Origin of the sequence: Limnohabitans sp. Jir72 (assembly GCF_003063575.1) — a bacterium.
In the GTDB taxonomy this organism is placed as follows: Bacteria; Pseudomonadota; Gammaproteobacteria; order Burkholderiales; family Burkholderiaceae_C; genus Limnohabitans_A.
The window spans coordinates 315,772-339,297 of the sequence record NZ_NESC01000002.1 but is presented as its reverse complement, the minus strand read 5'-3'; the positions used below and the strand labels follow the sequence as shown (position 1 = coordinate 339,297).

General features: G+C 63.2%; 22 protein-coding genes. 16 read left to right on the top strand and 6 right to left on the bottom strand.

The genetic code is table 11. From position 1 onward, the window contains the following. The first annotated feature begins 3 nt into the window (after positions 1-3). Positions 4-810, top strand: coding sequence for a sulfur oxidation c-type cytochrome SoxA (gene soxA / locus B9Z52_RS04615; protein ID WP_108412658.1), 807 nt, complete (start codon positions 4-6; stop codon positions 808-810). Here the strand turns inward: soxA and recQ are convergent, their stop codons facing one another. Continuing rightward, a complete protein-coding gene (recQ, locus tag B9Z52_RS04610; RefSeq protein WP_108412657.1) occupies positions 811-2,691 on the bottom strand; it encodes a DNA helicase RecQ in 1,881 nt (626 codons plus the stop codon). A 60-nt stretch (positions 2,692-2,751) separates the two neighbouring features. On the opposite strand from recQ, the gene queC reads away from it, so the two are divergent. After that, positions 2,752-3,471 (top strand): 7-cyano-7-deazaguanine synthase QueC, encoded by a 720-nt coding sequence (queC, locus tag B9Z52_RS04605; RefSeq protein WP_108412656.1) that lies wholly within the window; start codon positions 2,752-2,754, stop codon positions 3,469-3,471. A 121-nt stretch (positions 3,472-3,592) separates the two neighbouring features. Continuing rightward, on the top strand, positions 3,593-4,639 hold the full coding sequence (locus B9Z52_RS04600) for a homocysteine S-methyltransferase family protein (protein WP_108412655.1): 1,047 nt from the start codon (positions 3,593-3,595) through the stop codon (positions 4,637-4,639). 14 nt (positions 4,640-4,653) lie between these two features. Here B9Z52_RS04600 and B9Z52_RS17585 read toward each other — a convergent pair whose 3' ends face one another. Then, complete coding sequence (locus B9Z52_RS17585; protein WP_233251810.1) at positions 4,654-4,998, bottom strand: hypothetical protein; 345 nt, start codon at positions 4,996-4,998, stop codon at positions 4,654-4,656. Between B9Z52_RS17585 and B9Z52_RS04590 the strand changes: the two genes are divergently transcribed. Together B9Z52_RS04590 and B9Z52_RS04585 are read left to right on the top strand one after the other, a co-directional pair. Continuing rightward, entirely contained in the window at positions 4,997-5,239 is a 243-nt protein-coding gene (locus B9Z52_RS04590) for a hypothetical protein (RefSeq protein ID WP_199222034.1), read from the top strand. The two genes, B9Z52_RS17585 and B9Z52_RS04590, sit on opposite strands and share 2 nt — an antisense overlap. 123 nt (positions 5,240-5,362) lie before the next feature. Further along, positions 5,363-6,562 (top strand): CaiB/BaiF CoA-transferase family protein, encoded by a 1,200-nt coding sequence (locus tag B9Z52_RS04585; protein WP_108412653.1) that lies wholly within the window; start codon positions 5,363-5,365, stop codon positions 6,560-6,562. 6 nt (positions 6,563-6,568) lie between these two features. Here B9Z52_RS04585 and B9Z52_RS04580 read toward each other — a convergent pair whose 3' ends face one another. From B9Z52_RS04580 to B9Z52_RS04570, 3 genes are all read right to left on the bottom strand, one after another. Then, entirely contained in the window at positions 6,569-7,534 is a 966-nt protein-coding gene (locus B9Z52_RS04580; protein ID WP_108412652.1) for a tripartite tricarboxylate transporter substrate binding protein, read from the bottom strand. Between the two features lie 11 nt (positions 7,535-7,545). Next, a complete protein-coding gene (locus B9Z52_RS04575; RefSeq protein ID WP_108412651.1) occupies positions 7,546-9,234 on the bottom strand; it encodes an amidohydrolase family protein in 1,689 nt (562 codons plus the stop codon). A gap of 81 nt (positions 9,235-9,315) precedes the next feature. Next, positions 9,316-10,230, bottom strand: coding sequence for a LysR family transcriptional regulator (locus B9Z52_RS04570; RefSeq protein ID WP_108412650.1), 915 nt, complete (start codon positions 10,228-10,230; stop codon positions 9,316-9,318). Positions 10,231-10,326: 96 nt separating this feature from the next. Between B9Z52_RS04570 and B9Z52_RS04565 the strand changes: the two genes are divergently transcribed. The 8 genes from B9Z52_RS04565 to B9Z52_RS04530 are packed head-to-tail and all read left to right on the top strand — an operon-like array spanning position 10,327 to position 18,331. Further along, positions 10,327-11,544: a CaiB/BaiF CoA-transferase family protein gene (locus B9Z52_RS04565; protein WP_108412649.1), complete on the top strand. Its 1,218-nt coding sequence runs from the start codon at positions 10,327-10,329 to the stop codon at positions 11,542-11,544. Beyond that, complete coding sequence (locus tag B9Z52_RS04560; protein ID WP_108412648.1) at positions 11,541-12,038, top strand: MaoC family dehydratase; 498 nt, start codon at positions 11,541-11,543, stop codon at positions 12,036-12,038. The genes B9Z52_RS04565 and B9Z52_RS04560 overlap by 4 nt, the downstream gene beginning before the upstream one ends. A 40-nt stretch (positions 12,039-12,078) precedes the next feature. Next, complete coding sequence (locus B9Z52_RS04555; protein WP_108412708.1) at positions 12,079-13,056, top strand: tripartite tricarboxylate transporter substrate binding protein; 978 nt, start codon at positions 12,079-12,081, stop codon at positions 13,054-13,056. 33 nt (positions 13,057-13,089) lie between these two features. Beyond that, a complete protein-coding gene (locus B9Z52_RS04550) occupies positions 13,090-14,097 on the top strand; it encodes a tripartite tricarboxylate transporter substrate binding protein (protein WP_108412647.1) in 1,008 nt (335 codons plus the stop codon). Continuing rightward, positions 14,094-15,347 carry a CaiB/BaiF CoA-transferase family protein gene (locus tag B9Z52_RS04545; RefSeq protein ID WP_108412646.1) on the top strand — a complete coding sequence of 418 codons (1,254 nt, stop codon included), beginning with the start codon at positions 14,094-14,096 and terminating at the stop codon, positions 15,345-15,347. Before B9Z52_RS04550 ends, B9Z52_RS04545 begins: the two co-directional genes overlap by 4 nt. Beyond that, complete coding sequence (locus tag B9Z52_RS04540) at positions 15,344-16,501, top strand: acyl-CoA dehydrogenase family protein (protein WP_108412645.1); 1,158 nt, start codon at positions 15,344-15,346, stop codon at positions 16,499-16,501. The genes B9Z52_RS04545 and B9Z52_RS04540 overlap by 4 nt, the downstream gene beginning before the upstream one ends. 12 nt (positions 16,502-16,513) lie before the next feature. Continuing rightward, positions 16,514-17,515, top strand: coding sequence for an acyl-CoA dehydrogenase family protein (locus B9Z52_RS04535; protein WP_108412644.1), 1,002 nt, complete (start codon positions 16,514-16,516; stop codon positions 17,513-17,515). A gap of 21 nt (positions 17,516-17,536) precedes the next feature. Continuing rightward, positions 17,537-18,331 carry a crotonase/enoyl-CoA hydratase family protein gene (locus B9Z52_RS04530; protein ID WP_108412643.1) on the top strand — a complete coding sequence of 265 codons (795 nt, stop codon included), beginning with the start codon at positions 17,537-17,539 and terminating at the stop codon, positions 18,329-18,331. Between the two features lie 415 nt (positions 18,332-18,746). Here the strand turns inward: B9Z52_RS04530 and B9Z52_RS04525 are convergent, their stop codons facing one another. Then, positions 18,747-20,408: a long-chain fatty acid--CoA ligase gene (locus B9Z52_RS04525; RefSeq protein ID WP_108412642.1), complete on the bottom strand. Its 1,662-nt coding sequence runs from the start codon at positions 20,406-20,408 to the stop codon at positions 18,747-18,749. Positions 20,409-20,911: 503 nt separating this feature from the next. Here B9Z52_RS04525 and B9Z52_RS04520 point away from each other — a divergent pair. From B9Z52_RS04520 to B9Z52_RS04510, 3 genes are read left to right on the top strand one after another with little or no spacing between them, the layout of a single operon-like run. Then, positions 20,912-21,877 (top strand): ABC transporter substrate-binding protein, encoded by a 966-nt coding sequence (locus B9Z52_RS04520; RefSeq protein ID WP_108412641.1) that lies wholly within the window; start codon positions 20,912-20,914, stop codon positions 21,875-21,877. Positions 21,878-21,881: 4 nt separating this feature from the next. Continuing rightward, on the top strand, positions 21,882-22,715 hold the full coding sequence (locus B9Z52_RS04515; RefSeq protein WP_108412640.1) for an ABC transporter permease: 834 nt from the start codon (positions 21,882-21,884) through the stop codon (positions 22,713-22,715). Beyond that, positions 22,712-23,494, top strand: coding sequence for an ABC transporter ATP-binding protein (locus tag B9Z52_RS04510; protein WP_199222033.1), 783 nt, complete (start codon positions 22,712-22,714; stop codon positions 23,492-23,494). Before B9Z52_RS04515 ends, B9Z52_RS04510 begins: the two co-directional genes overlap by 4 nt. Positions 23,495-23,526: the final 32 nt, after the last annotated feature.

Here is a 23,526-nt window from a genome sequence, read left to right as displayed (position 1 = left end):
CCCATGATGGCAAGACTTGCGCGCTGGACATGGCTTGCAGCCGTGGCCCTGATCGGCATGGGCCTGCCAGCGGCCATGGCGCAGCCCAGCCCCGTGCGCGCCTTGCCTTTGTCGCAGCTGAAATCGGGCCTGCATTTTTCAGGCAAAGACGTTCAGGCCTTGCAAGCCGATGAGTTTGCCAACCCCGCGCAGCTTTGGCTGAGCCAAGGCGCCGCGCAGTGGAAGCGCAGCAGCGGGGCCAACGGCCCATCGTGTTTCAGCTGCCATGGCGATGTGGCCAACATGAAGGGCGTGGCCACGCGCTACCCCGCCATCGACCCGGCCAGTGGCCGCTTGTTCAACCTCGAAGACCGCATCAACCACTGCACCACCCGGCACCAGCAGGCCACGGTGCTCGCTCCTGAATCCGATGCCCTGCTGGGTTTGACTTGGTACGTGACGCAAGCCTCCAAGGGCCTGCCAATCCGCGTGGACATCGGGGGTAACGCCCGGCCGCATTGGCAAGCGGGTGCGGACTTGTTTCAGCGACGTCAGGGCCAGTTGAATCTGTCCTGCGCCCAATGCCATGATCAACACTTTGGCCAGCGCTTGTACACCGACGCCTTGAGCCAAGGCCAGCCCAACGCTTACCCGGTCTATCGCTTGGAGTGGCAAAAGCCTGGCTCGCTCGAGCGCCGCTTGCGCAGCTGTTACGCAGGCATCCGCGCAGAGACACCGCCTTGGGGCGCCACCGAGATGCGGCAATTGGCGCTGTACCTCATGTGGCGCGGCGAGGGCCTGCCCATCGAGGTGCCCGCCGTGCGCAAGTGATCAACTGGCCCCGTTGCAAACGCGCAGCACCTGCTCACCATAGGCTTCGAGCTTTTTCACGCCCAGCCCGCTGATGCCTTGCAGGTCAGACAGGCTTTGGGGTGCGTGCTCGGCAATGGCGGCCAGCGTGGCGTCGTGGAAGATCACATACGCAGGCAGGTTGTGTTCCTTGGCCACTTCGGCGCGCCAGGCCTTGAGGTTGATGTAGCGCACCATCGCGTCTTGGCCCAGGTTGGCCGCGGCTGGGCTCGGGGCGCTGCGCGAGCGGCTTTTCTTGTCGCTGCGCTGGCTCGTGCTTTCGCGCAGCTGCACAGGCACTTCGCCCTTGAGCACGGCGCGTGAGGCCTCGGTCAGGTGCAAGGTGCTGAATCCGTCTTCGGTGTGCACATGCAGCGCGCCAATGGCGATCAGCTGGCGCATCACGGCGCGCAGTTGCTGCTCGCTGTACTCGGCGCCCAGGCCAAAGGTGCTGATGCCTTCGTGGCCGCGTTGCACCACCTTGTCGGTCTTCTTGCCGCGCACGATGTCCATGGTGTGGCCCGCGCCAAAGCTGTAGCCGCTGATCTGGTGGGTGCGGTAAACGGTGGACAGCAGCTTGCGTGCCGCGTCGGTGCCGTCCCACACCTGAGGCGGATTCAGGCAGTTGTCGCAGTTGCCGCAAAAGGGCATGTACACGCCTTGCGCGTCATCGCCTTTGGCATAGGCTTCACCAAAGTAGCTCAACAAGCGCACGCGGCGGCAGTCGGTGGCTTCGGCCAAGGCCAGCAAGGCATCCAGCTTGCCGCGCATGACCTGTTTGAATTCTTCCTCGGCCGGGCTCTCGTCGATCATGCGGCGCTGGTTGACCACGTCTTGCAGGCCATAGGCCATCCACGCGTCTGACGCCAGACCATCGCGCCCGGCGCGGCCGGTTTCTTGGTAATAGCCTTCGATGTTTTTGGGCATGTCCAGGTGCGCCACAAAGCGCACATCGGGTTTGTCGATGCCCATGCCAAAAGCCACCGTGGCCACCATCACCACGCCTTCTTCACGCAAAAATTCGTTCTGGTGGCGTTGGCGCATGCCCGCGTCCAGCCCCGCGTGGTACGGCAGCGCATGGATGCCCGACTCGACCAACATGGCCGCGATGTCTTCGACCCGCTTGCGCGATTGGCAATAGACCACGCCCGCTTCTTCCGGGTGTTCGCGTTCGATGAAGCGCAGCAGCTGCGTGCTGGCGTCTTTTTTCTCGACGATGGTGTAGCGGATGTTGGGCCGGTCAAAGCTGCTGATGAACAGCTCGGCGCTTTCCAGCTGCAGGCGCTCGACGATGTCAGCGCGCGTCAGCGCATCTGCGGTGGCGGTGAGCGCCACACTCGGCACGCTGGGGTAACGCTCGTGCAAGACCGCCAGGCCCCGGTACTCGGGCCGGAAATCGTGGCCCCACTGGCTCACGCAATGCGCTTCGTCGATCGCAAACAGGCTCAGCAGCCCGCGTTCGAGCAGCGAATCCATCTGCGCCAAAAAACGGGCGTTGGTCACGCGTTCGGGCGCGGCATACAGCAGGGTGATTTCGCCGCGCAGCAAGCGCCGCTCGATGTCGCTGGCTTCTTCGCTGGTCAGGGTGGAGTTCAAAAACGCGGCGTTCACGCCCGCTTCGTGCAGCGCACCCACCTGGTCGTGCATCAGCGCGATCAGCGGCGAGACCACCACCGTGATGCCGTGGCCTGCGCGCTGGCGCGCAATGGCCGGGATCTGGTAACACAGCGATTTGCCGCCGCCCGTGGGCATGAGCACCAGCGCATCGCCCCCGGCCGCCACATGGTCGATGATGGCTTGCTGCGGGCCGCGAAAGGCGTCGTAGCCGAAAACTTCGCGCAGGATGGGCAGGTGGGGAGACAAAAGCGGGGTCTGTGACAGCAAAACAGCCGATATTGTGCGCTACCGATTACCATCCACGCCATGCACACTTCTGCCCTTGTTCTTTTTTCTGGCGGTCAGGATTCGACCACCTGCCTGGCCCATGCCTTGACCCGTTACGAACGCGTCGAAACCTTGGCGTTTGACTATGGCCAGCGCCACAAGGTGGAGCTGGACGCCCGGCTGAACGTGCTGGCCGCGATCAAGGCGCGCTTTCCGGCCTGGGCCCCCAAATTGGGCGAAGACCATTTGCTGGACGCCGGCATCTTGGGCCAGATCAGCGAGACGTCTTTGACCCGTGACACGGCCATCGAGATGGAAAGCTCGGGCTTGCCCAACACTTTTGTGCCTGGGCGCAACCTGCTGTTCCTCACGCTGGCCGCGGCTTTGGCTTACCGCCGGGGCTTGCAGGTCATCGTCACGGGCGTGTGCGAGACCGATTTCTCGGGCTACCCCGACTGCCGCGACGACACCATGAAGGCCATGCAGGTCGCACTGTCGCTCGGCATGGACCGCAAGCTGTTGATCGAAACGCCCTTGATGTGGATCGACAAGGCGCAAACCTGGCAACTGGCGCACGACTTGGGCCAAAAAGCCGACCCGGCGCAAGGCGGGCAGGCGCTGGTGGACTTGGTCGTGGAGCACACCCACACCTGCTACCCGGGTGACCGCAGCCAGCGCCACGATTGGGGTTACGGCTGCGGCCAGTGCCCGGCTTGTCAGCTGCGCGCGGCGGGGTTTGCGCGTTACCAAAAACCTTGACCCTCTCTTGTAGGTCGAAGGCTTCAGCCCCGACATGGGGCCTGCGCCGTGCCCACCCCTGTCGGACCTGAAGGTGCCGACCTACAAAGAACGCGGGCGCTGCTTTCCTACAATACACCCCATGAAATCCCTGACCTACACCCGCGCCCAGGCGCTGCCCGAGATCCTGAAAACCCGCATCGCCATCCTCGACGGGGCCATGGGCACCATGATCCAGCGCTTCAAATTGTCTGAGGCCGACTACCGGGGCGAGCGGTTCAAGGATTTCCCCAAAGACGTCAAGGGCAACAACGAGTTGCTCAGCCTGACCCGCCCCGACGTGATCCGCGACATCCACGAAGGGTATCTCGCCGCTGGGGCCGACCTGATCGAGACCAACACCTTTGGCGCGACCACGGTGGCCCAGGCCGACTACGACATGCAGCACCTGGCCCGCGAGATGAACCTGCAGTCTGCCAAGATTGCCCGTGCCGCTTGCGACAAGTTTTCCACCCCCGACAAACCCCGTTTTGTGGTCGGTGCCCTCGGCCCTACGCCCAAGACCGCCAGCATCAGCCCCGACGTGAACGACGCCGGTGCCCGCAACGTGACTTTTGAAGAATTGCGTGCGGCCTATTACGAGCAGGTCGAAGCGCTGGTCGAAGGCGGCTCCGATGTGCTGCTGGTCGAGACGATTTTTGACACACTGAATGCCAAGGCCGCGCTGTTTGCCATCGAAGAGTTCTTTGAAGCCAGCGGCCAGCGTCTGCCTCTTATCATCAGCGGCACCGTCACAGACGCTTCGGGCCGCATCCTGAGCGGCCAGACCGTCACCGCTTTCTGGCACAGCGTGCGCCACGCGCAGCCGCTGGCCATTGGCCTGAACTGCGCCCTGGGGGCCACGCTGATGCGCCCCTACATCCAAGAGCTGAACAAGGTCGCGGGCGACACCTTCATCAGCTGCTACCCCAACGCCGGTCTGCCCAACCCCATGAGCGACACCGGCTTTGACGAAACCCCCGAAGTGACCAGCCGCCTGCTGCACGAATTCGCCGCCGAAGGCCTGGTCAACATCGTGGGCGGCTGCTGCGGCACCACGCCCGAGCACATTGGTGCCATCGGCCGCGCCGTGGCACCTTTGGCACCACGCAATGTGCACAGCGGCTTCTTTTACAAAGAAGCGGCCTGAATGCCGATGGCGTGTCATTTTGAGGACCGCTGAATCACCTCTTCTTGACCATTGCGCGTGCCATCTCTACGCATTTGGTGGCGTAAGCCCACCCCTTGTCCTGCCAGGCCAACACTTGGATGAAGTGGATGTCCAGCGCTGACTTTGTCCAAGAACAGGCCCATGGCTTTGAGGACCACATCGCCGCTGGTGAGCATGGTTTGGAAAATGCGCAGTTTGTTATGGTGATGGAACTTGGCAAGCCTGCGTGTGCAGGGCAACAGACTGCGCAGCACTTCGTTGAAAGAATGGTTCAGTAGATCAGGTGCACTTGATTTACAAGGCTGAATACTCCCACTCTTTTTGAAAGACATTCCCATGACACTCAACGAAGTCAAAACACACGACACCTCGACCGCTGTGACACCCCAGCAGCACCACACGCACGCCGCCGAGCATTTTGAGCACGCCGCCAAGTCACACAAAGAAGTGGCTAAGTTGATTGGTGCAGGCGATCACAAAGGTGCACAAGCGCACACTTTGGTGGCCAAAGAACACGCAGTCAAAGCCCAGGAACATGTGGCTGAGGCGGTTAAGAAGTCCGCAGTTGTTGCCAAGTAATTGGTGAGCGACTGAGCCGTCTGCACCGCAAGGGGCAGACGGCTTTTTTCATGGCCTCTTGAGTGACAGGCGGCCATGCCGTCAGGGCAGACAATCCGGTCACAGAACTGGAAGGAATGCGGCATGGCGGGAGCACTCAACGGACTGCGGATCCTGGACTTGACCAGTGTGCTGATGGGGCCGTTTGCCACACAGCTCATGGCCGACATGGGCGCCGATGTGATCAAGATCGAGTCGCCTGCAGGCGACACTGTGCGGGGCATTGGCCCCATGCGCCACGCGGGGATGGGTGCGATTTTCTTGCATGTGAATCGCAACAAGCGCAGCTTGGTGCTGGACCTCAAAAAGCCCGAAGGCTTGAACGCTTTTTTTGAGCTGGTGAAGACCGCCGACGTGGTGGTCTACAACATCCGGCCTCAGGCCATGCAGCGGCTGGGCATCGATTACGAGCGCCTCCAAGCCATCAATCCGCGCATCATTTACGCAGGCCTTTATGGCTACAGCGAAAAAGGCCCTTATGCGGGCAAGCCCGCTTACGACGATTTGATCCAGGGTGCGGCTGCCGTGCCCAGCCTGGTCAGCTTGGCCAGTGGCGGCGAGCCTCGCTATGTGCCGCTCACGCTGGCGGACCGCACGGTGGGGTTGATGGCATCCAACACGATCTTGGCGGCGGTGATCGCCCGCTACCAGACCGGGGTGGGGCAAGCGGTCGAAGTGCCCATGTTCGAGACCATGGCGCAATACGTGCTGGGCGAACACATGGCCGGGGCCACCTTCGAGCCCGCCCTGGGGCCAACGGGTTACCCCCGCTTGCTCGTGCAAGAGCGCCGCCCCTACCCGACCCTGGACGGCCATGTGTGTGTCTTGATCTACACCGACCGGCAGTGGGAGACGTTTTTGGGCTTGATCGGGAGGGCCGAGTTGTTCCGCCAGGACCCGCGTTTGGCCAGCATCGGTGCGCGGACGCTGCACATCAACGACCTGTACCGCATGGTGGCCGAAGCCATGGCCACACAAACCACCGAAGTCTGGATGGCTCGACTCAACGACGCCGACATCCCCTGCATGCCCATGCACGATGTGGACAGCTTGCTGCAAGACCCGCACCTTTTGGCGGTGGGCATGCTGCAGCAAGTGGAGCACCCCACTGAAGGTCGGGTGAGCGAGATCGGTGTGCCCGTCAGCTTTTCAGGCACGCCCACTTTGCCAGTGCAAAAGCCTGCGCCGCAGCTGGGGCAGCACAGCGTGCAGATTCTGCGAGAAGCGGGTTTGAGCGATGCCGCGATTGAAGAACTGCAGCGGCTGGGCGTGACCAGCCGCTGAAGGTTTTTATTCGGCCTTGGCGCCGGAGTCTTTGACGGCCTTGGCCCAGCGGGGCATCTCGGTGCGCAGGTGCGCTGCGTATTCAGCGGGTATACCGCCCAAAATCTCCGCGCCTTGGGCCGCCAGGCGCGCGCGCAAATCCGGGTTGGCCAGTGCCTTGTTCACTTCGGCGTTGAGTTTTTGAATGATGTCGGCAGGCGTGCCCGCAGGCACCACCACGCCTTGCCAAGCGGCGGCATCAAAACCGGACAAACCAGATTCGGCCAGCGTGGGCAAGTCGGGCAAGAGGCTCGAGCGCTTGCTGCTGGTCACGGCCAAGCCGCGCAGGCGGTTGTCACGCACATAGGGCAAGACCGTGTTGATGGTGTCGATCATGAATTGGGTTTGGCCCGCCACCAGATCCACCAAGCCAGGCGCGCTGCCTTTGTAGGGGATGTGTTGGGTCTGCACACCGGTTTGCGTGGACACCATGGCGCTGGCCAGGTGGGTGATGGTGCCCGTGCCCGAGGAGCTGTAGTTCAAAGCGCCTGGCCGCGACTTGGCCAGCTCCAGAAACTCCTTGACCGAGCGGGCGGGCAGTTGCGGGTTGACCACCAGCACCATGGGCACGCTGGCCGTCAGGGCCACGGGCGCGAAGTCTTTCAAGGTGTCGTAGTTCACCTTGCCGTAGAGCGCCGGGCCGATCACGATGGCCGATGTGTTGTAGAAAATCGTGTAGCCATCGGGTGCGGCTTTGGCGGCCAGCTCTGCGGCAAGGTTGCCGCCCGCGCCGGGTTTGTTGTCCACGATGACTTGCTGACCCAGCTGTTCGGACAGGCGCTGCGCCAGCACCCGCGACACCAGATCGGTCGGGCCACCCGGCGGGAAGGCGATGATCATGCGCACCGGTTTGTTGGGCCAGCTTTGTGCCCAGCCCGTGGTGGCCAGGAGGGCCAGCAACAGGCCCGTCAAAAGACGACGACAAGATTTCATGCAGCTACTCCTCAGGTATTGAATTGGTCGAGCACTTGGCCAGGCCCGTGGGGGTGGTCCACGTAGTCTTTGCCGTCGTGCACTTTCACGCCATTGACCCACACGCCATGCACGCCTGTGGCCTCGCGCACCATGCGCGTGCCGCCTGCGGGCAAGTCCTTGCGCGGCAAGGGTTTGGAGATGCCCACGGTGGCCGGGTCAAACAGCAGCAAGTCGGCGGGCCGGCCCACCTGCAAGCGGCCACGCTCGGGAATGCGAAAGCGGTCAGCCGGTTCACTGGTCAGGCGGCGAATGCCTTCGGCCAAGGTGAAGTGCCCTGTGTCGCGCACCCAGTGCGCCAAAAAGTACAGGCCAAAGCCCGCATCGCACATGTAGGTCAGGTGCGCGCCCGCGTCCGACAACGTGATGACGCCCGCCGGGTGTTTGAGCGAGGGGGCCACGCCATCGTCGTCGTTGTTGAAAAACTTGCCCACGAAATGGGTGCCCAAGTCTTCCGACAAGGCCAGGTCAAAGAACACATCCACGGGGTCCAGCCCGCGCTGGTCGGCCAGCGCCTGGATGCTGACGCCTTCGAGTGCCTGGTTTTGCGCGTGCACGGTTTGACCGACTTCGATGTGCCGCCAATTGCCCAGAAACAAAATGCCCGCCTTGGGCTGGCGCAAGTTCTGGCGAAACGCTTCGCGGAATTCGGGCGAGCGGTACAGCGCGGGCAAGGCGTCGACGCTGGCGGTTTTGACCGCATCAAAAGCCGAGTGGCTCAACAGCACATACGGGTCGGTCAAAGTGAAGTCAAACGACAGCGGCTGGCAGCTGGTCAGCACATACAGCTCGTGGCCACGGGCCAGGGCTTGGGCGCAGCGATCGTAGTAGGTGGCGCCCAGCTCCGGGGTGCCTTCGTTGTACATGGTCAGCACCGTGGAGATGTAGCCGGGCCGTCCCGTGTCCTGCACGATGGATTCCATCACATCCGGGCTGGCGCGGGTGCCCGTGGCCATCATGAAGACGCCTTTGTTCTTTTCGCCCAGCACCCCCGCCAAAGCGCGCAGCTCGTTTTCTGACGCAATGGTGGACGGCATGGGGATGCCACCGTAGCCACTGTGGTTGGGCGAGAACGACGACGCAAAGCCAATCGCACCATGGTCCATGGCGTCACGCACCAAGGCTTGCATGCTCTGCAGTTGTTCGGCGCTGGGCTCGGCCTGTGCGGAGCCGCTCTCGCCCATCACGGCGGTGCGGATCACCGAGTGGCCTGCAAACACCGCGGTGTTCAGGTAAGGCCCGGTTCGGCGCAGCTGGTCCATGTATTCGCCAAACGATTCAAAGTCCCAGTTCACGCCGCTGAGCAGGGCTTGCAAGTCCATGCCTTCGACGACCGACAGGTTTTTCAGCATGGTCTCGCGCAACGGCGCGGGGCAAGGCGCAATGCCAAAGCCGCAATTGCCAATGACGGCCGTGGTCACGCCCAAAGCAGGCGAGGGCGACATGGTGCGGTCCCAAGTGACCTGGGCGTCGTAGTGCGTGTGCAAGTCCACGATGCCCGGCATCAGCGCCAGGCCTTGGGCATCGATGGTTTCGCGGGCAGGGCCATCCACCTGGCCCATGTGGGTGATGCGTCCTTGTGAGACCGCGACATCGACCTGTTGCGGCGGACTGCCGCAGCCGTCATGAACCTGCGCGTTGCGGATGATCAAGTCGTGCATCTGTCAAAAGCCTTGCGTGTGTGGTGATGGCGTGCGGGGGCCATGCCCGCTGCCTTTTTTCACTATAAGCACTTGCTTTGTTCAGCCTGTCGCGAACTGGATACGAGGGTTTTCCAAGCTCATCAGTGTCTCCCGGAACCTGCGTGCCGCAGGTGTTTCGGTGTCGGGGCGCCACAGCAGGGCAATGCCAATTTCGGTGGCTGCGCCTGGCCCGTGCACCTTGCGGAACACCACGCCCGGCATGGCGTGGCGTGTGGCCACCGAGGGCACCAGGGCCACGCCCAGCCCGCTCTCGACCAGGCTGACCACGGTTTGCACCTGCACGGCTTCTTGCTGCACCTGCGGCACAAAGCCCGCTTGCTGGCAAGCGAGCAAGGCCATCGCGTGCAGGCCTGGCACCGCCTGGGCGCTGTACATGACAAACGCTTCGCTGGCGAGGTCCGACAGCTTGAGCTTGGGCTTGGCCAGCAGCGGGTGGCCTTCGGGCAGTGCGGCCACAAACACATCGCGCTCGATGGGCGTCATGCGGGCCTGGGTGGCTTGCACCATCGGAAAGCGCAGCAGCCCCGCGTCCAGATCGCCCTGCTCCACCTGCTCGATCAGCCGTTGCGTGGTGGATTCGCTCAGCACCAACTCGACGTCGGGGTAGCGTGCGCGAAACAGCGGCATCAGCCGGGGCATGAGCGAATAGGTGGCCGAACCGATGAAGCCGATGCGCAGCGTGCCCGCTTCGCCCCGCGCTGTGGCGGCGGCCGTGCGGCCGAACTGCTCGGTGTGAAACAGCGCGCGGCGGGCATCGGCCAGCGCCGCCTCGCCCGCCGGCGTGAGGTGGGTGCCGCGCCGCGTGCGTTCAAACAAACGCACGCCCAGCTCTTCTTCGAGTTTACGGATCGAAGCCGACAGCGGCGGCTGCGAGATGTGCAGCCGCTCGGCCGCGCGGTGGTAGTTCAGGGTTTCGGCAAGGGCCACAAAGTGGCGCAGTTGGCGGGTGTCCATTGATATCCAATAGCTATCACAGAGGTGAAAACAAATATTAGACGAAAACACCTGCGGCAGAAATAATGGGCTGCAATACACCCCTTCTTCTCAGGTATGCAGCCACTTCAAGGAATTCGGGTCCTGGACCTGTCGAGCGTGATCTTTGGCCCCTTGGCCAGCCAGGTGCTGGCCGACTATGGTGCCGAAGTCATCAAGGTCGAGCCGCCCGAGGGCGATTCGACCCGCCACACGGGCCCGGGCTTGGAGCCGGGCATGGCCGCCATGTTCATGGGCGCCAACCGCAGCAAAAAGAGCCTGGTGCTCGACCTCAAGCAGGCCGCCGCCCAGCAGGCGCTGCAGGCCTTGGTCGATTCGGCCGACGTGTTCATGCACAGCATGCGGCCCCAAAAACTCGCGGCGCTGGGCATCGACCCGGACACGCTGCGCCAACGCCATCCCCGGCTGGTGTACGCCAGCTTGTTGGGTTTTTTGCCGGGGCCTTATGCGGGCCGACCCGCTTACGACGATGTGATCCAGGGCATGTCGGGTCTGGCCGACCTGATGGAGCGGCAGACGGGCGAGGCGCGCTACCTGCCCACCATCGCCGCCGACAAGACCTGCGGCCATGTGGCCGCGCACGCCATCTTGGCCGCCCTGATGCAGCGCGAGCGCACGGGCGAGGGGGCGTTGGTCGAGATTCCGATGTTCGAGTCCATGGTGGGCTTCAATCTGGTGGAGCACTTTTACGGTCAGCACTTTGTGCCGCCGCTGTCGGGCGCGGGTTACCCGCGTGTGCTGGCGCCTTGGCGCAAGCCTTACCGCACGGCCGATGGCCATGTGGCCATGATGCCCTACACCACCACCCACTGGCAGCGTTTCTTTGCCGAGGTGGGCCGCCCCGACCTGGCCGCGGACCCGCGCTTTGCCGACATCGCGCAGCGCACCAAGCACATTGCCGAGTTGCTTGAACTCACGTCCGGTTTTGTGCAGAAGCACGACACTGCCTACTGGATTGCCACTTGTGAGCGGCTCGAAATCCCGGCAGCGCCCGTGGGGCGTCTCGATGATTTACCGCAGGACCCGCATTTGTTGGCCACCGGGTTTTTCGAGTCGGTGCAAGACCCCGCCATGGGCGAGGTGCGCTTTCCGGGGGTGCCCGTGCGCTTCAACGGCCAGCGCCCGCCCGTGGCGCTGCCGCCGCGCCTGGGCGAACACACGCGCGACCTGCTGTCCGCTGCGGGCTTGTCTGCTGCGCAGATCGACGCCATGCTGGGCAGCGGCGCGGCCGTGGCCCCCCCCCATTCCAACGATTCCGGAGTTTCACCCCCATGAGCAGCGCAGCGTTTTCGACAGCGGCGGTGGACCGCAATTTGCCTCAGCTGGGGCGCGGCTTTGTCTGGCAAGACCTCACGGTTGGTCAGCGCATGCGCACCTTCCGGCGCACCATCACCGAGACCGATCTGGTCAACTTCATTTCGGTCACGGGCATGCTCGAAGCCATCTTCATCGAAGAAGGCTACGAAGGCGGCGCGATGGCCGGGCGACCTGTGCCTGGCGCACTCACCTACACCCTGATCGAAGGCTTCATCTTGCAGACCATGATCCAGGGCACGGGCCTGGCCATGCTGGAGCTGCACCAGAAAATTTTGGCACCTGTGGTGGTGGGCGACACCATCGAGGCCGTGATCGAGGTGACCGACATCCGTCCTACCTCACGCAGCGGCCGCGCCGTGGTCACGTCGCGCATCGACGTGTTCAACCAGCACGGCACGCCCGTCATGACCTACACCGCCACCCGTTTGCTGGCTGGGCGCAAGGCCGATTGAGCGCCTCGAAAACATCCGAACCCTACAAGGAGACATGACCATGAACATCACCAGCACTTTGCGCAGAACTTTGTTGGGCCTGACTGCTGCGGCTTGCTTGCCAGTGGCCGCCTGGGCGCAGGCTTACCCGAGCAAACCCATCACCCTGCTCGTGCCCTTTCCGCCGGGCGGCCCCACCGATCTGGTGGCGCGTGTGCTGGCCAAGAAAATGTCGGAGCAGATGGGCCAGTCCATCGTGATCGACAACAAGCCCGGTGCCAACGGCAACATTGCAGCGGTGGCCGCAGCCAAGGCCGCTGCCGATGGTTACACCGTGCTCTACAACACCTCGTCCATCACCTTGAGCCCAGCGCTCTACAAGAGCCTGGCCTATGACGTGCAGCGGGACCTTGCGCCCGTGGCGCTCACGGCCGTGGTGCCCCTGGCCTTGGTGGTCAACCCTGCCGTGCCGGCCAACAACGTGCGCGAGTTCATCGCCTACGCCAAAGCCAACCCCGGCAAGCTGTCCTATGGCTCGGCAGGCAACGGCAACGTGACGCACTTGGCCGCTTTTCAGCTGGTGCGGCACCACGACATCGACGCCACGCATGTGCCTTACCGTGGCAGCGCCCCGGCCGACGTGGACCTGGTCGCAGGGCAGATCCAGTTCATGACCGACACCATCAACTCGGTGATGCCGTTTGTGAAAGAAAAGCGCCTGAAACTGCTGGCGGTCACCACCAGCCAGCGCATGTCGCTCTTCCCCGAAGTGCCCACGCTGGCCGAGACCGTGATGCCCGGCTTTGAGGCGGGCGCATGGCAGGGCATCATGGTGCCCGCCAACACACCCAAGGCGGTGGTGCAGCGGCTGAATGCCGAAATCAACAAGGCCCTGCAAAGCACCGAGGTCAAGGAAAAACTGGCCCTGCAAGGCGCCGAACCGCTGGGCTCGACCCCTGAGGAATACGGTGCCTACGTGAAGAAAGAGCTGGCCCGCTGGGCTGCGGTCGTCAAGGCCACGGGCGTGACGCTCGAATAACAAACCACGATGCCCAGCATCAGGAGACCCACCATGACCCCACGCCGACAAGTCACCCACGCACTCATGACAGCCGCCCTGCTGGCCGCAACCCTGGGCGCAACGACGGTGCACGCCCAGACCACTGCACCTGCATCACAAGCGGCGGCTTTCCCCTCCAAGCCTTTGCGCTTTGTGGTGCCGTTCCCGCCGGGCAGCGGCACCGACACCTCGGCGCGTTACTTCGCGAAAAAGCTGACCGAGATGACGGGCCAGACCGTGGTGGTGGACAACAAGCCCGGTGCCAACGGCTTCATCGCCGTGCGTGCAGTGCAAAGCGCCCCAGCGGACGGCTACACCGTCTTTGTGGGCAGCAACTCCACGCTGGCGGTCAATGCCGCGCTGTTCAAGTCTTTGCCCTATGACCCGGTGGCCGACTTCGCGCCGCTGACCATGATGATGCGCGCCGCGTCGTTGCTCATCGTGCCGGCCCAGTCCGAGTACAAGACCGTGGCCGAACTGGTGGCGGCCGCCAAGGCCAAACCCGGGCAGTTTAATTACGGTGCGGGCTCTGCCGGTTACCAGTTGATGGCCGAGGCCTTCAACGATGCCACCCGCATCCAGGCGATGCATGTGCCGTTCAAGGGGGCCAGCGAAGTGGTGTCTGCGGTGACCGCAGGCACGGTGCAGTTTGCCTTTGCTGAGATGACGAGCGCGCAAGAGATGGTCAAGGCGGGCAAGCTGCGCGCACTGGCTTTTGCGTCAGAGCAGCGCTCGCCCACACTGCCTGCGGTGCCCACCGCCACCGAAGCGGGTGTGCCGGGCTTCACTGCCTACACATGGGTGGGGGCCATGGTGTCGGTCAAGACGCCCAAGGCCGAAACCGACAAGCTCGCCAGTTTGCTCACCGCCATCGAGCGCCTGCCCGAAACCCGTGAGTTTTATGAGCGCTTGGGTGCTGAGGTGATGAACGGTGGTCCCGAAGAAATGCGCACCTTCCAGGCGGCCGAGATCAAGCTCTGGAAACGCATTGCCGCCAGCGCCAAGGTGGAGCAGCAATGACGGCTGCCAGCGCAGACACCCCCCCACGCGGCGCGCTCTCGCACATCCGCGTGCTCGACTTGTCGCGCGTGTTGGCGGGTCCGTGGGCCGCGCAAACCTTGGGCGACTTGGGGGCCGAGATCATCAAGGTCGAGCGCCCCGAGACAGGTGACGACACCCGCACTTGGGGCCCGCCTTACCTGAAAGACGCACAGGGTGAACCCACGCGCGACGCGGCCTATTACCTTTGCACCAACCGCAACAAGAAGTCGATTGCCGTCGACTTGAGCAGTGCCGAAGGCCAGCAGCTGGTGCGTGACTTGGCACTGCAATGCGATGTGCTGATCGAGAACTTCAAGGTGGGCAGCCTGCAGCAGTACGGGCTGGACTACGACACGCTGCACGCCATCCACCCCCGGCTGGTGTACTGCTCGGTGACGGGCTTTGGCCAGACGGGCCCTTATGCCCAGCGGGCAGGCTATGACTTTTTGATTCAGGGCATGGGCGGGCTCATGAGCATCACGGGTCAACCCGACGGCACGCCGGGCGCAGGCCCCATGAAGGTGGGTGTGGCGCTCACCGACATCTTGACGGGCCTGTACGCCAGCACCAGCATCCTGGCCGCCCTGCAAGCCCGTGAGGTGACGGGTCGCGGTCAGCACATCGACTTGGCTTTGCTCGACGTGGGTGTGGCGTGCCTCGCCAACCAGTCGATGAACTACCTGCACAGCGGCTTGGCCCCCCAGCGCATGGGCAACGCCCACCCGAACACGGTGCCCTACCAAGACTTTCCAACGGCCGACGGCCACATGATTTTGGCCATGGGCAACGACGGGCAGTTCGCCCGTTTTTGCAAAACCGCCGGGCGACCCGAATGGGCAGGTGATGCGCGCTTTGTGACCAACGCCGCACGCGTGCAAAACCGCGTGGCCCTGATCGAGTTGATGCGCGCACTGACCGTGACCCGCAGCACGCGCGAGTGGGTGGCTTTGCTCGAATCGGCAGGCGTGCCTTGCGGCCCCATCAACACTTTGGCCGATGTGTTTGAAGACCCGCAGGTCCAGGCCCGTGGCATGCAGATCCACATGGACCACGCCGCGCGTGACGACGTGGCCTTGGTGGCCAGTCCGATCCGCCTGTCGGACACGCCCGTGCAGTACCGCCACGCGCCGCCGCTCTTGGGGCAGCACACCCGCGAGGTGCTGGGCGATATCTTGGCGCTGGACGAAGAGACCATGACAACTTTGTTTGAAAAAGGGGTGTTGGCATGAGCCAGCTTGATTCGTTGAACCCGTCGGCCATTCCTGCGCCAGACGAAGCCCTGCGCCAAGAGGTGCGGGCCTTTTTGCTGGAGGCCATGCGCGGCGTGCCCGCGCATGTGCGCGCCCGCTCCTGGTCGGGCTATGACCCGGCATTCAGCCGCGAGCTCGGGCGCAGGGGTTGGCTGGGCATCACTTTCCCGCCAGCTTATGGCGGCGCTGGGCGCAGCGCGTTTGCGCGCTATGTGCTGGTCGAGGAGTTCTTGAACTTTGGCGCGCCCGTGGGTTCGCACTGGATCGCCGACCGTCAAAGCGGCCCCTTGCTGCTCAAGTACGGTACCGAAGCGCAAAAGCAGCGCTACCTGCCCGCGATCTGCCGGGGCGAGGCGTTCTTTTGCATCGGCATGAGCGAGCCCGGTTCGGGCTCCGACCTGGCCAGTGTGCGCACCCGTGCGGTGCCCAATGACGCGGGTTGGCTGCTGAACGGCCAGAAGATCTGGACCACCAACGCCCACAACTGCCACTTCATGATCGCGCTGGTGCGCACCAGTGGCGAAGCGGGTGAGCGCCAAAAAGGCTTGTCGCAAGTGATCGTGGACTTGTCCTTGCCCGGCGTCACCGTGCGGCCCATCGTCGACCAGTCGGGCGACAGCCATTTTTGTGAAGTCTTTTTTGACAAGGTGCAGCTGGGGCCGGATGCCCTGGTGGGCGACGAAGGCGGCGGCTGGGACCAGGTCACGGCCGAGCTGGCGTTCGAGCGCAGCGGCCCCGAGCGCTTGTACTCCAGCATCGCCTTGTTTGACGAGTGGCTGGCCTATGTGCGCACCCCCCAAGGCCGCACACCGCAGGCGCAGCGCCTGGCGGGCAAGATCCTGAGCCAGCTGGCGCCGCTGCGCGCCATGTCGGTGGCCATCACCGAAAAGCTCACGCGGGGCGAAAGCCCGGTGGTCGAAGCGGCCCTGGTCAAGGACCTGGGCACGGGCGTGGAGCAGCTGATCCCGGCGGCGATTGCCGACGACCTCTTCTCGCGCGACGCTGCCGATGTGCCCGCCGAGTTGCTCAACACGCTCAACTACATCACGCAGGTCGCGCCCAGCTACTCGCTGCGTGGCGGCACACGCGACATCCTGCGCGGCATGATTGCGCGCGGCCTGGGCTTGCGCTGAAAGGGAAACACCATGGACGATCTTTTTTCCGACGCCGTCAAGGCGCTGCTCACTGACCACTGCACACCTGCGGTGGTGCGCGCCATCGAAGCGGGGCAAGCCCACGCCCCTTTGTGGCAACAGCTCGAAGACTCGGGCTTTGTCGATGCGCTGGTGCCCGAATCTGCCGGGGGCGCAGGGCTGGCTTTGGCCGATGTGTACGCGGTGCTGGAGTTGTGCGGCAGCTTTGCCGTGCCCGTGCCTTTGGGCGAGACCTTGCTGGCCCGTGGCCTGATGGCCCATGCGGGCGTGCCGACGCCAAAGGGCGCTGTGGCCCTGGGCACAGGCCAGCTGCAAGCAGATGGCCGACTGCACTGCGCCCAAGTGCGCTGCGTCGCCAAGGCCGACTGGGTGCTGGTGTCGTGTGGCGGTGTGTGCCGCCTGCTGCCCGTGGCCAAGGCCCACATGCAAGTGGCCGGGTTTTGCCTGGACGCGCAGATGAGCTGGTCGCAAGCGGCCTGGGACGCCGCACAGGCGGTGCCCGGCACGCACGACCTGGTGACACTGCAAGCGGCGCTGTATGCCGCCCAACTGGCTGGGGCGCTCATGACGGTCTTTAGCCGCACGCTGCAGTACGCCAACGATCGCCAGCAGTTCGGCAAGCCGATTGGCAAATTCCAAGCGATCCAGCACCAGCTCAGCGTGATGTCCGAGCACGCTTTTGCGGCGCGCATGGCCGCCCAACTGGGCTTGCGCACCGAGGGGGCGGTGCCCGACCGTTTGCGCGTGGCGATGGCCAAGGCGCGCACCAGCGAGGCGGCACTCGAAGTCGCGGGGCTGAGCCATTCCATCCACGGCGCGATTGGGTTCACACGCGAGTTTGACCTGCAGCTGTACACCCGCAGGCTGCACGCCTGGCGGCAGGCGGCCGGGTCAGAGTCTTACTGGCACGACGTGATGGGCCAGGCCCTGCTGGAAAGCCCCGAGCCTTTGAGCCTGGACCTGATCCGCTCACTCACCGATGCGGTGGTTTGATCCATTTATTTAGGAAACTTCATGAGCGCTTTTCTCAACATCACCCGTGAGGGCCACATCGCCATCCTCACCATGAGCCAGCCCGAGACCCGCAATGCCCTGACGGGCAACACCGCGGTCGAGGAATTTGTGCAGGCCTGCGCCGACATTGCCAAAGACACCAGCGTCCGTGCGGTGATCCTCACCGCCGAAGGCCCGGTCTTCAGCTCGGGCGGCAACGTCAAGGACATGTTGCGTTATCAGACGCAGCAACTCAAACCCGACGTGATCCGCGAGGAGTACCGCAACGGCATCCAGCGCCTGCCCAAGGCGCTTTACAACCTCGACGTGCCCGTGATTGCTGCCATCAACGGCCCGGCCATTGGCGCGGGGCTCGACTTGACCTGCATGTGCGACATCCGCATCGCGTCGGACAAAGCCACCTTTGCCGAGAGTTTTGTCAAAGTGGGCATCGTGCCGGGTGACGGCGGCGCTTGGTTGCTGCCGCGTGCGGTGGGTGCCTCCAAAGCGGCCGAGATGGCTTTCACGGGCGAAGCCTTGACGGCCGAGCAGGCGCTGGCTTGCGGTCTGGTCTCACGCGTCGTGGCGCCTGAGCAGTTGCTGCCCGAAGCGCTGGCCTTGGCACGCAAGATCGCGGCCAACCCTGGCGCGGTGCTGCGCATGACCAAGCGTTTGCTGCGCGAAGGCGAGCGCAGCTCGCTTGAATCGCTGCTGGAACTGTCAGCGGGTTACCAGGCCATCGCCCACATGACCGTCGATCACCACGAAGCGGTGAACGCGTTCATCGAAAAGCGTCCGCCGAAGTTCTCGGTGTGAAGCTTGGGTGCCATGCAGCCAGCTGACTCAGGGGCAGGCGAACATGTTCCAGTTCAAATTCCGCTGGGCCGTTTCAGTGCCCCTGCGCGGTCGGTGCTGAGAAGCTCTACTTCGCGGGTTTGGCCCTCGCTGCGCACGTTCAGGGTCAAGTGGCTGCCCGCGGGCTGACAGGCTGCGCCCCAGCCAGCGTGCAAAACAACAAGCCTGCGCACCAAGCGGTCAAGAATCGGTGATGCATGCCCATCCCCTCAGAGTCATTGGCGCTCCATCAGCGCAAATCCGTTTTGAGCCTTGACGCTTAACCCCATGTCCGTAAAGCTTACTGATCCGGGATCCATGTGGGCCAAAGGGGATGGATCCCGGGTCTTCGCCCGGGATGACAACAAAGGCAGGCCGCGCTGGCCATTCAACTTTGTCAGGCCGGAAAGCGTTCGCGCAGTTTGAGCTTGTAGAACTTGCCCGTCGAGGTGCGGGGCACGGCGTCAATGAACTCATAGCGGTCGGGCACCTGCCACTTGGCAAAGCCGTGCTGCAGCAAGTGCGCGGCAAAGGCTTCGGGCTGCGCTTGCTTACCCGGTTTGAGCACGATGCAGGCCAACGGGCGTTCACTCCACTTGGGGTCGGGGATGGCGATCACGGCCGCTTCGGCCACATCGGGGTGGGCCATGAGGGCGTTTTCCAGATCGACCGAGCTGATCCATTCGCCGCCGGACTTGATCAGGTCTTTGGTGCGGTCGGTGATGCGCACAAAACCCAAGGCGTCCACGCTGGCCACATCGCCGGTGCGCAGCCAGCCGTCGGCGCTGAACTTGTCTTCGCTCACCGGCACCTGGTGGTAGCTGCCGGTGATGAAGGGGCCGCGTACCTGGATTTCACCCACATGCTGGCCATCCCAAGGGGCGTCTTGGCCGTCTTCGCCCCGAATGCGCAGCTCGGTCAGGGGCACGGGCACGCCGGCCATGGCGGCGCGTCTGTAACGCTCGTCCATGGACGCGTCTTTCAGTTCCGACTTGGGGTAAGACACGGTGCACAAAGGCGAGGTTTCGGTCATGCCCCAGCCTTGCAAAATCCAGATGCCGTGCTGGTCAAAGGCGCGGATCAGCGCTTCGGGCACGGCCGCGCCGCCCACCAGCGAGCGCATGCCCATGGGCAGTTTCCAGCGGCCGGGCTGCGTGGTTTGTGCGGCTTCATAAGCCTGGATCAGGCCCATCCAGATGGTGGGCACGCCCAGCGACAAGGTGGGGGGCTCGGCCGTCATGAGGTCGAGCAGATCTTCTGGGTGCAGGTGCGGGCCGGGAAACACGAGCTTCACGCCCATCATCACCGCGCCATAGGGGATGCCCCAGCTGTTGGCATGGAACATGGGCGTGACGGGCAATATGACGTCGCTGCCTTTCAAGCCCCAAAAGTCCCCCAGGCAACCGACCAGCGTGTGCAAGATGGTGGAGCGGTGCGAGTACACCACGCCCTTGGGGCGGCCTGTGGTGCCCGAGGTGTAGCACATGGACACCGCATCGTCTTCGGCGTGCGGGGCGTATTGAAAGCCCTGTGTGTCGGTGCCCGCCAGCAGCTGCTCGTAGTCGGTGAAGGGCGCGGGCACGGCGGCACCGGAGAAGGGGAACACGATCACGTGCTCGAAACGGTAGAGGTGCGCAAACTGCTGGTACAGCGGCAGCAACACGTCGTCGATGATCAGCACCTTGTCTTGTGCATCGTTGGCGATCCAGGCGATCTCTTCGGGCGACAGGCGCAGGTTGAGGGTGTGCATCACGCCGCCCGCGGCCGGGATGCCGAAATAACACTCGAGGTGCGCGTGGTGGTTCCAGCACAGCGTGGCCACACGCTCACCCTTTTGCAGCCCCAAGTTTTGCAGGGCTTGTGCCAGCTGGCGGGTGCGTTGGTAAAAAGCGCCGTAGCTGTGCCGCACCAGTGACTTGTCGGGCAGGCGCGAGACGATCTCGTTGCTGGCAAACAAAGTGCCCGCGCGTTCGAGCAAGTGGTTCAGTGACAAGGGCATCTGCATCATGGTGCTGCAGATGGGGGGCTGGGCGGTGGATGCGTTAGAAGGTGTGGTCATGAAGGGCGTGGGTTGAACTGGTCTGCCCACATCATGCGGCCCACCGTGCCCTGTTTGGGCTAGGGCAAACCCAATGGTCCTGTCACTGATTGATTTGACACGCTGAAGTTTGAATTTCCCTGTACCCGACATTCGCATCGCGTCGGACAAAGCCGCCTTTGCCGAGAGTTTTCTCAAAGTGGGCACCATGCCGTCGGCAGCCACTTGCCAGGGCCTGTGTTGGCACGCCCCTTGCACAGCCAGAAGGCCACGTTTAACACCTATTTGTATAGACAGCAAGATGGTGCATTTCCCGATGCCTTTTGGGGTGTTGGTGATGATGATGCACAGTGCTGGTGCGATTGCTAGGAGAGATGTTGTGTCCTGGACGCGTGCAGCGATTTTTTTGGCCGCACCCTGTCTATACAGGCAAGATGGGGTGTAGGTGATGGCTGTGTGCCTGCGTCCAGGTGCCGATTCCCGGCATTGCCAGCGTGGGCTCGATCAACAAAAGGAGTTCCTTCATGCGCAAATCCAACGTCAAATTCGCCTCGCTGATGCTGGCGGGTGCCCTCGCCGCCACATTGGCGATTCCCGCCCAGGCCCAAGAGGTCAAGCTCGCTTTGGGCATGTCCGGCTGGACCGGCTTCGCCCCGCTGACCTTGGCCGACAAAGCGGGCCTGTTCAAAAAACATGGTCTGGATGTGGAGCTGAAAATGATTCCCCAGAAAGACCGCCACCTGGCCCTGGCCTCCAATGCGGTGCAGTGCGCCGCCACCACAGTGGAAACCCATGTGGCCTGGAACACCAACGGCGTGCCCATCGTGCAGATTTTCCAGATGGACAAGTCCTACGGTGCAGACGGTCTGGCCGTGCGCGCTAACGTCAGCAACTTTGCCGACCTCAAGGGCAAGACCATCGGTGTGGACGCACCGGGCACCGCGCCTTACTTTGGCCTGGCCTGGATGCTCAGCAAAAACGGCATGAGCCTCAAAGACGTCAAGCTGACCACCTTGTCGCCACAGGCCGCGGCGCAGTCATTTGTGGCGGGGCAAATTGACGCGGCCATGACTTACGAGCCTTATCTGTCCACCGTGCGCGGCAACCCGCAAGCGGGCAAGATCTTGGCCACCACGCTCGACTACCCCATGGTCATGGACACCGTGGGTTGCTCGCCAGACTGGCTCAAGGCCAATCCCAAGGCCGCGCAAAGCCTAGCCAACGCTTACTTTGACGCTTTAGAGATGATCAAGGCCGACCCGGCCAAGTCCAACGAGATCATGGGCGCAGCCGTCAAGCAAACGGGCGAGGCTTTTGCCAAGTCATCGGCATTCCTGCGCTGGCAAGACAAGGCGGCCAATCAGAAGTTTTTTGCGGGTGAACTGCAAGCTTTCATGAAAGACTCGGCCGCGATCTTGCTCGAAGCCGGTGTGATCCGCAAAGCACCGACCGACTTCTCGGTCATGTTCAACACCAGCTTCATCAAGTAAATCGATGACCACCGCACATCCGACTTCGCCGTCTGTCAACACGGTGCGGCCACGCCGCCGCGCACTGGCCCCACTGGAGCCGGTGCGTGCGCAGTCGCGGTGGTTGCTGGGCATCGCTTTTTTCATTCTGTTTTTTGGGGTCTGGGCGTTTTTCACGCTGGGCGGCTATGTCTCGCCCACCTTTTTGGCCAGTCCCGTCACCATGGTGCAAGAGGCCCTGCTCTTGTTCACTGAATTCAACTTCAGCCACGACATCGCCATGACGATTTGGCGTGTGCTGGCGGGCTTCATTTTGGCCACCCTGATCGCCGTGCCGCTGGGCATCGCCATGGGCGCGCACAAAGGGGTCGAGGCTTTCCTCGAACCCTTCGTGTCCTTTTGCCGTTACCTGCCTGCCTCGGCCTTCATTCCTTTGTTGATCTTGTGGGCGGGCATTGGCGAGCTGCAAAAAGTGCTGGTGATTTTCATCGGCTCGGTGTTTCAGATCGTGTTGATGGTGGCGGTGTGTGTGGGCGCGGCGCGGCGCGACTTGGTCGAAGCCGCTTACACCTTGGGTGCCAATCCGGCTGGCATCGTCAAGCGCGTCTTGATCCCCGGCGCAGCGCCTGAGATCGCCGAGATCTTGCGCTTGGTCTTGGGCTGGGCCTGGACCTATGTGATCGTCGCCGAGCTGATTGGTTCATCTTCGGGCATTGGCCACATGATCACCGACAGCCAGGCGCTCTTGAACACGGGCCAAATCATCTTCGGCATCATCGTCATCGGCCTCATTGGCCTGGTGTCTGACTTCGCCTTCAAGGCGCTCAACCGCCGCCTGTTTGCCTGGAGTTCACTGTGAGCAGCCAACTGTCCATCCAAGGTGTCTCACGCGTCTTCACTTCGCCCAAGGGTCAAACAACCCAGGCGCTCACGCCGGTGGATTTTGAAGTGCGCGAAAACGATTTCGTCACCATCCTCGGGCCATCGGGCTGTGGCAAATCCACCTTGCTGCGCATCGTGGCGGGGCTGGACCAGCCCACCACCGGCCAGGTGCTGCTGGACGGCCAACCGGTGCAAGGCCCGGGCGCTGACCGGGGCATGGTGTTTCAGAGCTACACGCTGTTTCCGTGGCTCACCATTGAGCAAAACATCCGCTTTGGCCTGCGCGAGCGCGGCATGCCCGAGCGCGACCAAAAAGAGCGGGCCGATTACTTCATTGCCAAAGTCGGCTTGCGCGGTTTTGAGCAGCACTTTCCCAAGCAGCTGTCGGGCGGTATGCAGCAGCGCACCGCGATTGCACGCGCATTGGCCAACGACCCCAAAATTTTGTTGCTCGACGAGCCCTTTGGCGCCCTGGACAACCAGACTCGGGTGCTGATGCAAGAGCTGCTCTTGGGTATTTGGGAGTCGGCGCAAAAAACCGTGCTGTTCGTCACGCACGACATCGATGAAGCCATCTTCATGGCCAACCGCGTGGCGGTGTTCAGCGCGCGGCCCGGTCGCATCAAGACCGAGTTGGCGGTGGATTTTCCGCACCCTCGGCATTACACGATCAAGACTTCGCCGGAGTTCATGGCCCTCAAAGCGCGATTGACCGAAGAGATCCGCGCTGAGTCCATGGCCACCGATGTGCATTGATCGCCTGCTTTTGCAAACCATGAACACGCTGC

Excerpts from the sequence above, each read along its gene's own strand:
- soxA (WP_108412658.1), top strand. The coding sequence starts at position 4 with ATGATGGCAAGACTTGCGCGCTGGACATGGCTTGCAGCCGTGGCCCTG.
- queC (WP_108412656.1), top strand. The coding sequence starts at position 2,752 with ATGCACACTTCTGCCCTTGTTCTTTTTTCTGGCGGTCAGGATTCGACC.
- B9Z52_RS04600 (WP_108412655.1), top strand. The coding sequence starts at position 3,593 with ATGAAATCCCTGACCTACACCCGCGCCCAGGCGCTGCCCGAGATCCTG.
- B9Z52_RS04590 (WP_199222034.1), top strand. The coding sequence starts at position 4,997 with ATGACACTCAACGAAGTCAAAACACACGACACCTCGACCGCTGTGACA.
- B9Z52_RS17585 (WP_233251810.1), bottom strand. The coding sequence starts at position 4,998 with ATGGGAATGTCTTTCAAAAAGAGTGGGAGTATTCAGCCTTGTAAATCA.
- B9Z52_RS04585 (WP_108412653.1), top strand. The coding sequence starts at position 5,363 with ATGGCGGGAGCACTCAACGGACTGCGGATCCTGGACTTGACCAGTGTG.
- B9Z52_RS04580 (WP_108412652.1), bottom strand. The coding sequence starts at position 7,534 with ATGAAATCTTGTCGTCGTCTTTTGACGGGCCTGTTGCTGGCCCTCCTG.
- B9Z52_RS04575 (WP_108412651.1), bottom strand. The coding sequence starts at position 9,234 with ATGCACGACTTGATCATCCGCAACGCGCAGGTTCATGACGGCTGCGGC.
- B9Z52_RS04570 (WP_108412650.1), bottom strand. The coding sequence starts at position 10,230 with ATGGACACCCGCCAACTGCGCCACTTTGTGGCCCTTGCCGAAACCCTG.
- B9Z52_RS04565 (WP_108412649.1), top strand. The coding sequence starts at position 10,327 with ATGCAGCCACTTCAAGGAATTCGGGTCCTGGACCTGTCGAGCGTGATC.
- B9Z52_RS04560 (WP_108412648.1), top strand. The coding sequence starts at position 11,541 with ATGAGCAGCGCAGCGTTTTCGACAGCGGCGGTGGACCGCAATTTGCCT.
- B9Z52_RS04555 (WP_108412708.1), top strand. The coding sequence starts at position 12,079 with ATGAACATCACCAGCACTTTGCGCAGAACTTTGTTGGGCCTGACTGCT.
- B9Z52_RS04550 (WP_108412647.1), top strand. The coding sequence starts at position 13,090 with ATGACCCCACGCCGACAAGTCACCCACGCACTCATGACAGCCGCCCTG.
- B9Z52_RS04545 (WP_108412646.1), top strand. The coding sequence starts at position 14,094 with ATGACGGCTGCCAGCGCAGACACCCCCCCACGCGGCGCGCTCTCGCAC.
- B9Z52_RS04540 (WP_108412645.1), top strand. The coding sequence starts at position 15,344 with ATGAGCCAGCTTGATTCGTTGAACCCGTCGGCCATTCCTGCGCCAGAC.
- B9Z52_RS04535 (WP_108412644.1), top strand. The coding sequence starts at position 16,514 with ATGGACGATCTTTTTTCCGACGCCGTCAAGGCGCTGCTCACTGACCAC.
- B9Z52_RS04530 (WP_108412643.1), top strand. The coding sequence starts at position 17,537 with ATGAGCGCTTTTCTCAACATCACCCGTGAGGGCCACATCGCCATCCTC.
- B9Z52_RS04525 (WP_108412642.1), bottom strand. The coding sequence starts at position 20,408 with ATGACCACACCTTCTAACGCATCCACCGCCCAGCCCCCCATCTGCAGC.
- B9Z52_RS04520 (WP_108412641.1), top strand. The coding sequence starts at position 20,912 with ATGCGCAAATCCAACGTCAAATTCGCCTCGCTGATGCTGGCGGGTGCC.
- B9Z52_RS04515 (WP_108412640.1), top strand. The coding sequence starts at position 21,882 with ATGACCACCGCACATCCGACTTCGCCGTCTGTCAACACGGTGCGGCCA.